The organism is Hyphomonas chukchiensis (genome assembly GCF_000682695.1).
Classification (GTDB): Bacteria; Pseudomonadota; Alphaproteobacteria; order Caulobacterales; family Hyphomonadaceae; genus Hyphomonas; species Hyphomonas chukchiensis.
Genome location: NZ_AWFG01000001.1, coordinates 109431 through 122529 on the forward strand (window position 1 = coordinate 109431; position 13099 = coordinate 122529).

Annotated in this window: 11 protein-coding genes; 6 read left to right on the forward strand and 5 right to left on the reverse strand. The window is 61.0% G+C overall.

What is annotated here, in order from left to right:
* The first annotated feature begins 85 nt into the window (after positions 1 to 85).
* Positions 86 to 1591: a flavin-containing monooxygenase gene (locus HY30_RS00520; protein WP_034735861.1), complete on the forward strand. Its 1506-nt coding sequence runs from the start codon at positions 86 to 88 to the stop codon at positions 1589 to 1591.
* An 18-nt stretch (positions 1592 to 1609) separates the two neighbouring features.
* Here the strand turns inward: HY30_RS00520 and HY30_RS00525 are convergent, their stop codons facing one another.
* Positions 1610 to 2065 carry a c-type cytochrome gene (locus HY30_RS00525; protein ID WP_206741386.1) on the reverse strand — a complete coding sequence of 152 codons (456 nt, stop codon included), beginning with the start codon at positions 2063 to 2065 and terminating at the stop codon, positions 1610 to 1612.
* A gap of 57 nt (positions 2066 to 2122) precedes the next feature.
* Positions 2123 to 3040, reverse strand: a complete 918-nt coding sequence (locus tag HY30_RS00530; RefSeq protein ID WP_034735863.1) for a fatty acid desaturase family protein — start codon at positions 3038 to 3040, stop codon at positions 2123 to 2125.
* A 69-nt stretch (positions 3041 to 3109) separates the two neighbouring features.
* On the opposite strand from HY30_RS00530, the gene HY30_RS00535 reads away from it, so the two are divergent.
* Both HY30_RS00535 and HY30_RS00540 read left to right on the forward strand, forming a co-directional pair.
* Positions 3110 to 3913, forward strand: coding sequence for a hypothetical protein (locus HY30_RS00535; RefSeq protein ID WP_034735865.1), 804 nt, complete (start codon positions 3110 to 3112; stop codon positions 3911 to 3913).
* Positions 3914 to 4049: 136 nt separating this feature from the next.
* Positions 4050 to 4793 carry an alpha/beta fold hydrolase gene (locus HY30_RS00540; RefSeq protein ID WP_034735867.1) on the forward strand — a complete coding sequence of 248 codons (744 nt, stop codon included), beginning with the start codon at positions 4050 to 4052 and terminating at the stop codon, positions 4791 to 4793.
* A 21-nt stretch (positions 4794 to 4814) separates the two neighbouring features.
* On the opposite strand, the gene HY30_RS00545 is transcribed toward HY30_RS00540, so the two are convergent.
* Entirely contained in the window at positions 4815 to 7406 is a 2592-nt protein-coding gene (locus HY30_RS00545) for a response regulator (protein WP_034735869.1), read from the reverse strand.
* Positions 7407 to 7602: 196 nt separating this feature from the next.
* Between HY30_RS00545 and HY30_RS00550 the strand changes: the two genes are divergently transcribed.
* The 3 genes from HY30_RS00550 (at position 7603) to HY30_RS00560 (ending at position 11094) form a co-directional block, all read left to right on the forward strand.
* Positions 7603 to 9468, forward strand: coding sequence for a DUF885 domain-containing protein (locus HY30_RS00550; RefSeq protein WP_241765602.1), 1866 nt, complete (start codon positions 7603 to 7605; stop codon positions 9466 to 9468).
* Positions 9449 to 10102: a YceI family protein gene (locus HY30_RS00555; RefSeq protein ID WP_162176872.1), complete on the forward strand. Its 654-nt coding sequence runs from the start codon at positions 9449 to 9451 to the stop codon at positions 10100 to 10102. Before HY30_RS00550 ends, HY30_RS00555 begins: the two co-directional genes overlap by 20 nt.
* A gap of 80 nt (positions 10103 to 10182) precedes the next feature.
* Positions 10183 to 11094: a TerC family protein gene (locus HY30_RS00560; RefSeq protein WP_051614556.1), complete on the forward strand. Its 912-nt coding sequence runs from the start codon at positions 10183 to 10185 to the stop codon at positions 11092 to 11094.
* On the opposite strand, the gene HY30_RS00565 is transcribed toward HY30_RS00560, so the two are convergent.
* Both HY30_RS00565 and dksA read right to left on the reverse strand, forming a co-directional pair.
* On the reverse strand, positions 11091 to 12152 hold the full coding sequence (locus HY30_RS00565) for a FliM/FliN family flagellar motor switch protein (RefSeq protein ID WP_081811986.1): 1062 nt from the start codon (positions 12150 to 12152) through the stop codon (positions 11091 to 11093). The genes HY30_RS00560 and HY30_RS00565 overlap by 4 nt on opposite strands.
* A 351-nt stretch (positions 12153 to 12503) precedes the next feature.
* The gene (dksA, locus tag HY30_RS00570) at positions 12504 to 12920 is read right to left on the reverse strand and encodes an RNA polymerase-binding protein DksA (RefSeq protein ID WP_034735873.1); all 417 of its coding nucleotides are present in this window, start codon (positions 12918 to 12920) and stop codon (positions 12504 to 12506) included.
* Positions 12921 to 13099 lie beyond the last annotated feature (179 nt).

The window sequence follows — 13099 nt, forward strand, 5'->3', positions numbered from 1 at the left end:
ACAGGTGCGCCCGTTTGCGCTTCCATGCCGGCAAGAGAGCAGGCCCCGCGCAGGGCACCGCACCACAGGGACGGAAACGAAGACAATGGCAGACACACAGACACTCGAAAACCGCTCAAGCAGCACAGACACCGAGCATTTCGATGTGCTGATCGCGGGCGCCGGCATTTCAGGCATCGGCGCGGCCTATCACCTGAAGACGCAGACACCGGGCAAGAGCTTTGTCATTCTCGAAGCGCAGGAAAGCTTTGGCGGCACATGGCTGACGCACAAATATCCGGGCATCCGTTCCGACAGTGACCTTTATACGTTCGGCTATCGCTTCAAGCCGTGGACTGGCCAGCCCATCGCCGCGGCCGACAAGATCCTGACCTATATGCGCGAGGTCATAGACGAGAATGATATCACGCCGCACATCCGCTACAGCCACAAGATCCTGTCGGCGAGCTGGTCGTCGCAGGACAAGCAATGGACCGTTGAAGCCAGGCGCTCCGACACCGGCGAGATCGTCCGTGTCACGGCCAACTTCCTGTGGATGTGCCAGGGCTATTACGACCATTCCAAGGGCTTCACGCCGGAATGGGAGGGCATGGACGAGTTCAAAGGCCAGATCGTGCACCCGCAGACATGGCCGGAAGACTTGGACTATAAAGGCAAGCGGGTGATCGTTATCGGCTCTGGCGCCACGGCCGCGACTGTCGTTCCTGCCATCGCTGCTGACTGCAAGCACGTCACCCTGTTGCAGCGCTCCCCGACCTATTTCATTCCCGGTCGCAATGAGAACGAACTGGCCGACGAGCTGCGCAAGCTGCAGATCGACGAAACATGGATTCACGAGATCGTGCGCCGCAAGGTGCTGTTCGACCAGAACGAGTTTACGCGCCGCGCAACCGAAGAATCAGATGTCGTGAAGGAAGAGCTGCTCGCGGGCGTGCGCGAGTTCCTCGGGCCCGACTTTGACGTCGAGAAGCATTTCACGCCTGCCTACAGGCCGTGGCAGCAGCGCATCGCCTTCGTTCCGGACGGCGACCTCTTCCAGGGGATTGCCAGCGGCAAGGCAAGCGTCGTGACGGACCATATCGAGCGGTTCACGGAAAAAGGCATCCTGCTGAAATCCGGCGAGGAACTGGAAGCTGATATCATCATCACCGCGACGGGCTTCAACCTCTCCGTCCTCGGGGGCATTCCGTTCACTGTGGATAACAAGCCCGTCGATTTTGCTGACACGGTCACCTATCGCGGCATGATGTTCACGGGTGTACCCAACATGGCCTGGGTGTTCGGTTATTTCCGCGCCAGCTGGACCCTGCGCGTGGACCTGATGGGCGACTTCATTGCCCGGTTGCTGAATCATATGGACGAAAAACATGTCCGCCAGGTCGAGGTGGCCCTGCCGCCCGAGGATGAAGACATGGAGCGCAAGCCCTGGATCGACGCCAGCAATTTCAATCCGAATTATCTGATGCGCTCCATGCACCTGATGCCGAAACGCGGCACGAAGCCCCAATGGCAGCACAATCAGGATTATTGGTCGGAGAAGGACGAGTTCCCGAAGATCGATCTAGAGGCCCCGGAATTCATCTATTCCTGACGCAGCCGCGCCGCCGGCCTAGAGGTCGTGCGGCGCCTGGATGCTCTCGATATAGGTCAGCAGCGAGTCGATATGCTCCGGCTCGAACTCGAAGATCGGCATGTCCGGATGGCCAACCATGATGCCTTCGGCCAGCGGCTCGGCGAGATCCTCGATCGGATAATGTTTCGACAGGTCGCGGAACGGGATCGCGTCGGGATGCGGGCTGTCGCCTTCCGTGCCAACGGCATGGCAGGTCGCACACACCGTCTCGGCAATCTCGCGGCCCTGCCCCAGTTTTTCCTCCGGCGAATTGGCAAAGGGCGCATCGGGGCGCTCGGTGGGTTCGGGCACGGGCAGCGATGGCTCAATCGGTTGGGCGGCCTCGGGCTCTGGTGTGGCGGAAGGCTCTGGCGCAGGCGCCTTGTTGCAGGCGGCAAGCAGGCAGGCCGCGGCCAAGGCGGGCGCGAGGAATGTGGGTCTGCGAATCATCATGGGGTCTCCTGCATTCTCAGAAGACCCTAGACCGACAAGCCCGCAAGGGACAGGGCGTCAGGCCGCGACAGCACCTTTGGCCTCATCGTGGCGCACCGCGCGGCGCAGTACGTCGAGATAGCCATGCGATATACAGTCATGGTCGCGGTAATAGCCGCGCGAGGAGAGCAGCTTGTGCAGGCGTGGCAGATTATAGCCTGGCACGGCGGCAAAATGATGGTGCTCAAGGTGATAGTTCACCTGGTTCGGCGCGATCAGCAGCCGCTCCCACCATGAGGCGAGCGTCGTGCTTGTATTGTCGCGCGGATCGAGGCTGTCACGGTTCAGCGCCACGCCATGCTCGCCGATCTGGCGCACGCGGGTCAGCACGGGATAGACGAAAATCTCTGCCGCCCACCACATCAGATAGGCCCAAGGTGCGCCGACAGCCGTCAGCACGGCCAGCAGGCCGATATGGAAGGCCAGCCAAGGGTAATGCTTCTTCAGCTTGAAATTCTTGAGCTTCATCATCGTATCGCGAAAGCCGGTGCGACCGGTCACATCGCGCATCAGCTTGCGCTTCAGGCTGTCTTTCGACACCGGATAATTCTTCACGAAAATCTTGTCCGGGTCCTGGTCGGTGCCGGCATATTTGTGATGCTTCAGGTGATAGGTGCGATAGGCATAGACCGAGATGTTCATCGGCGCGCCGCACAGCCAGTGGCCAATGAAATCATTGCCTTTCTTGCTGCGCACGAAAGCATGGTGGGCACAGTCATGGTTGAGAATGCCAAGGCCAAGCTGGCGCCCGCCGAGGAAGATGATCGCGGCCAGAATGGTCAGCGGATTGGTCCAGATGATCGGCACGGCAAAGGCTGCCACGATGAGGGCCCAGTTGAACGCGAGCGAGGCGATGGCCTTTACGTCCGAAGGCGTTGACAGGTCGCGCAATTCTTCCTTCGTGAGGGCCTCTGACAGGCGTACAGCTTCGGTCATGCTTGGGTCTCTTCCCTTCGACTTCTTTATCTTTTTGTCTTTGTAACACAAATATGCACAATACGTCAAATGCCGTTACGTTTTAAACCCACCGCAGCCGAAGACGTCTCCGCGCGCACGCTAGTCCTGTCGCTGATGAGCGTGCCGGGACGACGGCCGCAGACGCTGGCCTATCTTTCCCGCGCGGGTGGCCTGTTCGGCATGGAACCGACCGCGATCCGCATGGCGGTGACCCGGCTTGTGAAGGAAGGCCTGCTCGAAAGCGTCGAACGAGGTGTCTATGCGACAGGGCCGAAGGCGGCGGCCTTCACCGCCGAGATCAGCGACTGGCGTAATGCCCCTGCCCGCACCCGGGTCTGGAATGGCGGCTGGATCGGCGTGCTCACCAACCATCTTGGCCGCACGGACCGGAAAGACCTCCGAGCCCGCATGCGCGCCCTGCGCCTCTACGGCTTCGCGCAGGCCGAGGCCGGCCTCTGGGTGCGGCCCGATAATCTGCGTCTGTCCCTTGGCGATCTGCGTGCCGCGCTTTTACGGATCGGCCTGCAGGACGACGCCCTGCTCATCGCGATTTGCGAGACTGCCCTGCCCGCCAGCGCAGACTGGCGCGATCTCTGGTCCACCAACGACCTGAAAACGACCTATGAAGGGGCTATCGCCGCCATGCAGGCGAGCCGCAAGGCAGCCGCCAGACTGCCTGCCGACGACGCCGCCCGCGAAACGCTGCTGATCGGCCAGTCCGTCATCCGCACGATCAACCTCGACCCCCTCCTGCCGGAAGACATTGGCGACGCTGCCCTCTTCCGCCAGATGGTGTCAGAAATGGACGCCTATGACCGCTTTGGGCGCACCTGCTGGGACAAGATCGGTTAGTTTGCGCCACATACGCATTGTCAGGCCTCATTTCTCGCCGGCAGACGCCACCAGAACGCGAAATCCTTGCGCGCGTCGTCTGCTTGTGGCTCACTCCTGAAAGGACCAGATAACCGGGCTCGGGGGAGCAAGACACATGATCCTGTTCGTACATGGCGTACCGGATACGCCTTTTCTCTGGCAGCCGCTAATCAAGGCGCTCGCCCTCAAGCCTGACCAATGGATCGCGCCGGCCCTGCCAGGCTTTGGCTGCCCTGTGCCCGATGGGTTCAATTGCACCAAGGAAGCCTATGCCGATTGGCTGATCGGCCAAATGGAAGCCGTTGGGGAACCCGTGAATATCGTGGGCCATGACTGGGGCGCACTACTGACCCTGCGCGCATGTTCCCTGCGTCCGGATCTCGTGGAAAGCTGGTGCGTCACCAATGCCGTGATCGATAGCCAGTATTCAGGCCACCGCATGGCCCGCATGTGGGCAACGCCGCTGCTGGGTGAGTTGGTGATGCGCGGCATGCGCGACTCAGCCCGCCTGTCCGCCGCCCTGATCGAGAGTGGCCTGCCTGCCGCGATTGCCGCGCATGAGGTGCCACTGGTCGACAGGACGATGCGCCAGTCGATCCTCAAGCTCTATCGATCGGCAAGGGGCCTGCGTTTCTCGGGAGACTGGGAAGAGGACCTCGCGAACCTGCCGTCCAAGGGCCAGCTCTACTGGGGCGAGAACGACCCGTTCGTGAATCTGTCCGTGGCCCAGCGTTTTGCCCAGAACTGGAAAGTGCCGCTACATGTGGAGCCTGATGCCGGCCACTGGGCCTGCGCCGAACACCCTGGCAGCTTTGCCTTGGTCCTCAAGGAATTCTGGGCGACAAAACGGATGATGTGAGGCTGAAAGAAGCGCTCAGCGTCACGCCGCTTCGGCTTTTGGATTGCCCAGTTCCATTTTCACGCGCTCGGCCAGCTGGCGGGACGTGAACGGCTTGGCCAGGAAGGAGACCGCGCGGTCATCGTCCAGCTGCTTGGCAAGATCGCGCTCGGCATAGCCGGAGATGAAGATCACGCGGGCATGGCCCAGCAATTCCTTCGCCTCGCGGATCAGCGTCGGGCCGTCCATGCCGGGCATGACAACGTCCGAGATGACAAGATCGAAGGCGCCCGGATTGTCTTCGAGCACTTCCATGGCCTCTTCGCCGTCGCAGGCCTCGGACACTTCATACCCGCGCTTGCGCAGCTGCGTGGCCGTGATGGCACGCACGCCGTCCTCGTCCTCGATCAGCAGGATGCGGCCGCGACCGGAAATATCGACCGGCCGGTGGGCCTGCTTCTCGGCCTGGGTCAGCTCGACTGGCGCCGGGATGTCTTCGGCCTTCAAGGCCGGCAGGTAGATCTGGAACGTCGTGCCCTTGCCGACGGTGGACAGCGGGCAGATATAGCCACCCGACTGCTTGATGATGCCGTAAACCGTAGCGAGGCCGAGGCCTGTACCTACGCCGGCCTCCTTCGTCGTGAAGAAGGGCTGGAAGATCTTGTCCATCACTTCGCGCGGCATGCCGTGGCCCGTGTCCTCGACCTCGATCAGCATGTAATCGCCATCCTCGACATAGCCAAAGCCCTTGGCCTGCGCGTCCTTGCCGGTTGCACGCGCTGTGCGGATCGTGAGCTTGCCGCCATTATTGTGGCTGATCATGGCGTCGCGCGCATTGGTGGCGAGGTTGATGATGGCGGTTTCGAGCTGGTTCTTGTCAGCCTTGATGTGCGGCACATCGCGGCCGTGCTTCACGTCGATCTCGACGCGCTCATCGAGGATCTGGCGCAGCAGGATGGAGAATTCCGACAGGAAGTCCGTAACGTTGAAGATCTCGCGCTTGAACGTCTGCTGGCGCGCATAGGCGAGCAGCATGCGGACAAGGTCTTTCGCACGGATCGAGAATTCGTGGATGGATTTGAGGTTGTTGTACGAGGGATCGCCAACAGGGTGGCTGGTCATCAGGTCCTCATTGTTGAGGATGATGCCCTGCAGCACATTGTTGAAATCGTGCGCAACGCCGCCGGCGAGCTGGCCGATGGCCTGCATCTTTTCGCCGTGCGCAAGGCGCAGCTCCAGCTCGCGCTGTTCGGTAATGTCGATGACATAGGCAACCGACGGACGGCCATTATTGTCGAGCGTCACGAACACGTTGACGTGGCGTGGTTCACGACCGGCCAGTTTCAGGCCGACCGGTTTGTCGATGGCATCAATCAGCGAGCCATTCAGCGCTTCCTGGCCATCTTCGGCCACGAACAGGTTCGAGAAGCGGCCACCGGGCGTCGCTTCGCCGCCGGTCATTTCCATCAGCGCGCGGTTTGCATCGAGGATGATCGCCCCGTCCACGCCGTCGCCCTGCAGACGGACAGCGCCGAAGGGCGCATCATCGAACATCGGGTCGCCATCAAGACGTGGCGGGCGCGACGAAGAAGCAAAGTTCAGACGCTCTTCCTGACCGTTCAGCACCTGCTGGTTGGCCAGGATGATCGTGCGACCTGCTGCTTCCGAGCCACGGCCAGCCCAGGTCGTGATCGCCTGAACGGGCACTTCCACGCCGTCACGGGCACGCAGCTGGATATCGGCCCGGCCCGGCGCGCCCGACTTGCGGTCGCGCGCCAGCATTTTCACGAATTCAGGCCGCATGATGTCGTCGATGCGGATGTTCTTGGCCGATTCCGGCAGGCCGAGCATTTCGCGCAGCCAGCTATTGGCATAGGTGATCGTGCCATCCGGGCGGGCAGCGAAGAAGCCCATGGGCGCGTCTTCGACGTAAAGCGATTTCAGGTCCGAGGCGCCGGTCGCTTCCTGCTGGCCGGCGATGCGCCGGATACGCCAGAGAACGCGCTGGCGTGGCAGTGGCGAGACACCGATCTCGAACTGGGCGGGCACCTGCTCTGCGCCAATCGTGATCGGTGGCAGGACTTCGCGGCGGGCCTGACCGGCCTTCGCGGCCTTGGACAGGCGGTAAACGGGCGCGGCAAGGCCCGGATTGGCGCCGAACAGGCGATCGACCGTCACGGCCGCGCCGTCAGGCTGGCCGACCATCAGCGCGAGCTGGCTAAGCTCGGTATAGGATTCGTTTGCCGCCACAGGCGCGCCGCCCTGGTCTGTGATCAGCACGGACTCGTCGAGGGCCTCGATCCAGCCGAAACGGGGAATATTGGTCTGGACGGCGCGTGCCGCCGATCCGCGCTCGGGGAAGAGGCCGAGGAAACGCCCTGCCCCACGCACGCTCCACAGAAGGAAAACCAGGCCGCCGGATGCCATGGAGATCAGCAGGATCGGGCCGGGCGCGCCAGACGCCTTCGGCCAGGCCAGCGCAACACTGGCCGCCGCGATCGAAATCAGCAGGCAGCCCCAGAACAGGAGCTGCATGATGTCGAATCGTCCACCCATCGCAGCGAAACCTTCGCCGCCGGTGGTTTCGCCATCATCGCCAGAATTGGTCGCCTGCGTCAGTTCCAGGGAATCCATCGTGTTACGTCTCCTGCACCGGCAGCATAAATCGCGTACCGGATCACTCTACACTGATTCCACGGCGAGGGGCCGACTCAGCCGAAGCGGAATCTTAGTCCACATACTTTGACACCGCAAAGGTTAACGAAAGCGAAAAAAGCGTTAAGACTCACTGTGGAAATTGCATAAACCTCATCAGATTCCGGAGTTTCACATGATGCGTACCACCACCGCCATCGCAGCTGTTTTGCTGCTCGCTGCGTGCACCAGCCCGACCCCACCGGCAGCGCAAGAATCGGAGGTGTTGACGGTAACCGATGTCACCGTCGACGAGAGCGCGCGCTTAAATGATTGGTTTGAAGTCAAATTTCAGGAAATGGTCGCGCGCAGCCCGATGACGCAGACCTATCTGGGCATCAAGGACGATTACGGCCAATGGGATGATGCCAGTGATGACCATGCGCTGGGCGATCTTGAGCTGCAACGGGCCACAGTCGCTGAAATGAAGGAGTCCTTTGACTTCAACAAACTTGATCCGCAGGCGAAACTTTCCTGGCGCCTCGCAGAATACGAACTGGCCGATGCCGAGGCCCAGTTCCCGTTCCGCGACCATGAATACCTCTTCAACCAGATGCACGGCGTGCAATCGGGCATTCCGGCCTTCCTGGTGAACCAGCATAAGGTGACGAGCCTTTCCGATGCCGAGGCCTATGTCTCGCGGCTGAATGGCATTCCGGAATACTTGGGCCAGAATGTCGCCAATTCGCGCGAGGCAGCCGCAAAGGGCGTGATGCCGCCGCGCTTTGTGTACGACTATGTGATCTCCGATTCCCGCAGCATCATCACCGGCTATCCCTTCACGTCGGATGTGGCTGACGGGACCGAAGACAGCCCCCTGATGAAGGATTTCCGCAGCAAGGTCAGCGCGCTGGTTGAGGACGCGACGATCATGCAGGCCGAGGCCGATACGCTCCTTGCAGATGCAGCGACCGCTCTCGTCGAGAAAGTGGGCCCGGCCTATGAGGCCGCGATTGTCGAAATGCAGGCACAAGCTGAAGTGGCCACAACAGATGACGGCGTCTGGAAACTCCCCGACGCCGATGCCTTCTATGCCATGCGCCTCAAGCATATCACCACGACCGACATGAGCGCAGACGAGATCCACAATCTCGGCCTTGCCGAAGTTGCCCGCATCCAGGACGAGATGCGCGGCATCATGGTCAAGGTCGGCTTCGACGGAACGCTGAAGGAATTCTTCGAATTCATGCGGACCGACCCGCAATTCTTCAAACCGAATACGCCGGAAGGCAAAGCCGAATACCTCGCCGAGGCGACGGCCGCGATTGACCAGATGCGCGGCGACCTGCCCATGGTGTTCAAGACCTTCCCGAAGGCCGAGCTAATTGTGAAGGCCGTCGAGCCGTTCCGCGAAAAGTCGGCCGGCAAGGCCTTCTATTCCCGGCCTGCCCCGGATGGCAGCCGCCCCGGCACCTATTACGCCAACCTCTACCGCATGCAGGACATGCCGACTTACCAGATGCAGGCGCTGGCCTTCCATGAGGGCATTCCGGGCCATCACATGCAGATCGCGCTGGCGCAGGAACTGGAAGGCATCCCGAGCTTCCGCAAGTTCGGCGGCTATACGGCCTATACCGAGGGCTGGGGGCTCTATTCGGAACTCCTGCCAAAGGAAATGGGCTACTACTCTGATCCGTATGATGATTTTGGTCGCCTCGCGATGGAAATCTGGCGCGCTGCGCGGCTCGTGGTCGATACCGGCATCCATGACAAGCACTGGACCCGCGAACAGGCGATCCAGTACCTGCTGGACAATACGCCAAACCCGGAAGGCGACTGCAAGAAGGCCATCGAGCGCTATATCGTGATGCCGGGACAGGCCACAGCCTACAAGATCGGCATGCTCAAGATCGTCGAGATGCGCGAGATGGCAAAAGCCGAACTTGGCGACCGGTTCGACATCCGCGACTTTCACGATGTTGTGTTGCGGGATGGCGCTGTTCCGCTGGCCATCCTTGAACAGAATGTGCGAGCATGGGTGGATGAAACCAAGGCAAGCTGACAGGGGCCGGGGGCCACTATGGAAACCTGCGCTGGCGGCGCTCGGCCTTGTGCTGGTTGCGTCCTGCGCGTCCGTGCTGAAACCCGCTGTCACGACAGATGTGACGCGGGTCAAGGCCGGTGACTATGCCCTCGACACCGCACATGCATCTGTCGTCTTCCACATCAACCATCTGGGCTTCTCGACCTATACGGGCCGGTTCGAGGCCTTCGATGCGAGCCTCAGCGGCGATGCGACCCATCCAGCGGACGCGCGGGTGGAAGCCGTTATCGACATGACGTCCCTGGACGTCGCCAATGATGTCTTCGCAACCGAGCTGATGGGGCCAGGCTGGTTTGACGCGGCAAGCTTTCCGCAGGCCGTGTTCCGGTCCACCTCGGTCACCATGACCTCAGACACGACAGCCGACGTGGCGGGAGACCTGACCCTTCATGGCGTGACCGCACCAATTGTCCTGAAGGCCACGTTCAATGGCGCAGCCTTCGACCCGCTGCGCGGTGCGCAGGTTGCAGGTTTTTCAGCCACTACAGATATTGACCGCACGCAGTTCGGCGTCTCGAAATACGCCGGCCTGCTGACCGACACCGTCAGTATCGCGATCGAGGCAGAGTTCCTTAAGAAGGATCCCGATTGAGCCCTGCGAATGGAACACACCCGGCGCCGATGCGCTCTGTCCCCTGATACACGCAGGAGACAAGCAAAAGGGGCGAGGCCATGCTGGGCGACATCATCAATGAAGTATTCTCGACATCGGGGCTGTTCACGCTGCTGATGCTGTTGCTGCTGCAGGCCGTTCTGGGTTTCGACAACCTGCTCTACATCTCGATTGAGTCCAAACGCGTGGGCGAGGAGAAAGCCCCGATGGTGCGGCGCTGGGGCATCGGGCTCGCCGTCCTGTTCCGTGTCGTATTGTTGTTCATCATTGTCGGCCTGTTCGATGCCATCGCGGAGCCATTGTTTGGCGTGCATCTCTCCAAATTCATCACCGGGGAATTCACCTTCCAGGCGCTTGTGACGATCGCCGGCGGGGCTTTCATCATCTACACGGCCATCAAGGAAATCTCGCACCTCCTGACCGTTGAATTCATTGAACATACAGAGGGTGCCCACCCGAAATCCGTCGTACAAGCGATCACGAAGATCGTGGCGATGAATCTCGTCTTCTCCTTCGACTCCATCCTCTCGGCCATGGCGATTGCCAATATCAAGACGCTGGATGCGAGTGGCGATCCCGTCATCCACTACCAGATGGCGCTCATGGTGATTGCGATCATTGTATCAGGTATTGCAATGGCTGTGATGGCCGATCCGGTGGCGAACTTCCTCAAGAAAAACAGGATGTACGAAGTCCTCGGCCTGTTTATCCTCTTCCTGGTCGGCGTGCTGCTCGTCACCGAAGGCGCACACCTTGGGCACCTCACATTGTTCACCTACACCATCGAGGCGATGAGCAAGTCCAGCTTCTATCTCGTGATCTTCGTACTGGTCATCAGCGACATCATCTCGACCAATTACCAGAAGCGCCTCTGGGCCCAGAAGGAAGCCGAGCTGCGGGGTGACGGGTCGGAGCAGGCCTCACGTGACGGCGCCGATGCGCATATCAATCGCAAAAGAAAGCCCGCCTAGCGCAGGGCCGGGCCGCGCTTGGTGATCCGCAGGGCCATGTGAGCGCCCTTGCGTCCGATCTGGGCTTCGGCGGCGACCGGGCCGTTCCGTCCGCCTGACAGCAGCTCGACCGGCTGGTCGGCGGGCACGCCGAGAAGGAGGGTGGAACCCGCTTTCAGGTCTGTCAGGCGCGACAAAGGGACCGAGAGGCTGGCAATCCGCGCGGTAAGCACGGCGGTTACAGGGGCCGCGGATGGGGTATGGACCGGTGCGGCCATGACCGTTCCGTGTCCCTTCCCGGGTGCAGCTACGGTATCGAACAGGTCGTCGCTGGCCAGGATCAGGCGAGCCGGCATGCGCGATTGTTCGAAACGGACATCAAGATCAATGACATCAACAGCGCCGGGCCGCGCGAGGGCGACCGCAAACTCGGCATCGGTTTCGATGCGCGCGAAGCTGAGCGATGAGGAGATGCCAGCGCCGAGAGGACGCACGAGGCCTTCGAGCAAGGCAGCGTCAACGGGTGTCAGCTCGCGCGGCGTGAAGGCGCCCGGCTTGCCGCCACAGGCGCTTTCGATGAGGGCATTCGCCAGTTCGGCGCTGAGGCTGAGCATGGCGACAATCTCGCCATTGGGCGCCGCGAAGCAGGCAATCGCCTGCCCTGTCTCGGCTGTGGTCAGCGCAGATGCGAACGTGCCGTCGGAGACCGCCTTGACGGTGGCTGCCGCGCGCAGGCCGCAGCCCTGGCGCAGGGCGAGCGAGAGGCGGGCCGCAACGCGCAGGGCATCTTCCGGCACATCCGTACGCCGGGTCAGCGCGGCAGGCGTATCGAGGTCCGGGATCGCACGGTCAACCACTTTGGCAGGTGGCGGGGGCGCAGGCTCAGGCGCCATGTCCGACAGGTCCGGGCGCAGCAATGCCTCGATCTCGGCGGAGCTGAGCTTTTCGCGCAGGATAGGCTTCTCCTTCACCGCATCGAATGTTTCGAAACTGGTCGGCATTTCGAGCACGACGGCGCTTTCACGCCTTGGAGACATGTCCCATCCGTCATCGGCGGTGGATGGCAAAGGCCTGCTCATGGGGGCGATCAGTTATCCCGTCCGTTAAACATACACTTTGCCTCAAATAGAGTTAACGGGTGGTTAGGACTTTCGCCGTGCGACGGACTGTTCGCACAAGCGAACGCAGTCGAATCACCTCTGACATTAACCGAATCGGATGTCACGTTAAGCAAGCAGACCTTGCCTTAAGCCGATGGTTACATTCAAGTAACCCTGTGTTTGGACCTTGCTGCGATCATCCCCTTAACGCACGGGGCAAACGCAGATTCGCCATGGCGTTGGGTTGATGGACTAAAAAAGGCGGCGGCACTTCCGAAAACCGGGAGGCCGCCGTTCTTTATTCCGGGCGTGATCTGGAACGCTTGGCGATCAGTCGTCGCGCAGCGTCCGTTCCTTGCGCTCGTGACGCTCCTGCGCCTCAAGGCTCAGCGTGGCGGTCGGACGGGCTTCGAGGCGGCGCAGACCGATCGGCTCACCCGTCGCTTCGCAAAACCCGTAGGTTCCGTCATTGATGCGGCGAATGGCGCTGTCGATCTTGGAGATCAGCTTGCGCTGACGGTCGCGTGTACGCAGCTCCAGGGCCTTGTCGCTTTCGGCCGAAGCCCGGTCGACAATGTCAGGGAGCGAACCAGATTCATCCTGCAGGTTGTGGATGGTCTGTTTTGCGCCGTCGAGAATGTCCGCCTTCCAGTTCTCGAGCAACCGGCGGAAGAAAGCCAGCTGACGCTCGTTCATGAACTCCTCATCATCGGAGGGGCGGTAATCGTCTGATAGTTCAATACTCATAGCAGACACCTTCATTCAGGTTTGGCTCGATATAGAGCGGCTAGCGATTCACCGCAATCGGGAAAGCTGAGTTAATTTTCCCAATCTTTTCATGGAATTGCGCCAATTTCGCGTATATTTCATGTTATTGTGAACGCCAGAACCGTCTTCCGGAGCGCCAAAGCCGGTGCAATTTGCAG

Bases quoted from the DNA above. Each gene is read 5' to 3' on its own strand.
- HY30_RS00565 (WP_081811986.1), bottom strand. From the start codon at position 12,152: ATGAGCAGGCCTTTGCCATCCACCGCCGATGACGGATGGGACATGTCT.
- HY30_RS00535 (WP_034735865.1), top strand. From the start codon at position 3,110: ATGCCGTTACGTTTTAAACCCACCGCAGCCGAAGACGTCTCCGCGCGC.
- HY30_RS00560 (WP_051614556.1), top strand. From the start codon at position 10,183: ATGCTGGGCGACATCATCAATGAAGTATTCTCGACATCGGGGCTGTTC.
- HY30_RS00530 (WP_034735863.1), bottom strand. From the start codon at position 3,040: ATGACCGAAGCTGTACGCCTGTCAGAGGCCCTCACGAAGGAAGAATTG.
- HY30_RS00525 (WP_206741386.1), bottom strand. From the start codon at position 2,065: ATGATGATTCGCAGACCCACATTCCTCGCGCCCGCCTTGGCCGCGGCC.
- dksA (WP_034735873.1), bottom strand. From the start codon at position 12,920: ATGAGTATTGAACTATCAGACGATTACCGCCCCTCCGATGATGAGGAG.
- HY30_RS00520 (WP_034735861.1), top strand. From the start codon at position 86: ATGGCAGACACACAGACACTCGAAAACCGCTCAAGCAGCACAGACACC.
- HY30_RS00550 (WP_241765602.1), top strand. From the start codon at position 7,603: ATGATGCGTACCACCACCGCCATCGCAGCTGTTTTGCTGCTCGCTGCG.
- HY30_RS00540 (WP_034735867.1), top strand. From the start codon at position 4,050: ATGATCCTGTTCGTACATGGCGTACCGGATACGCCTTTTCTCTGGCAG.
- HY30_RS00555 (WP_162176872.1), top strand. From the start codon at position 9,449: ATGAAACCAAGGCAAGCTGACAGGGGCCGGGGGCCACTATGGAAACCT.
- HY30_RS00545 (WP_034735869.1), bottom strand. From the start codon at position 7,406: ATGGATTCCCTGGAACTGACGCAGGCGACCAATTCTGGCGATGATGGC.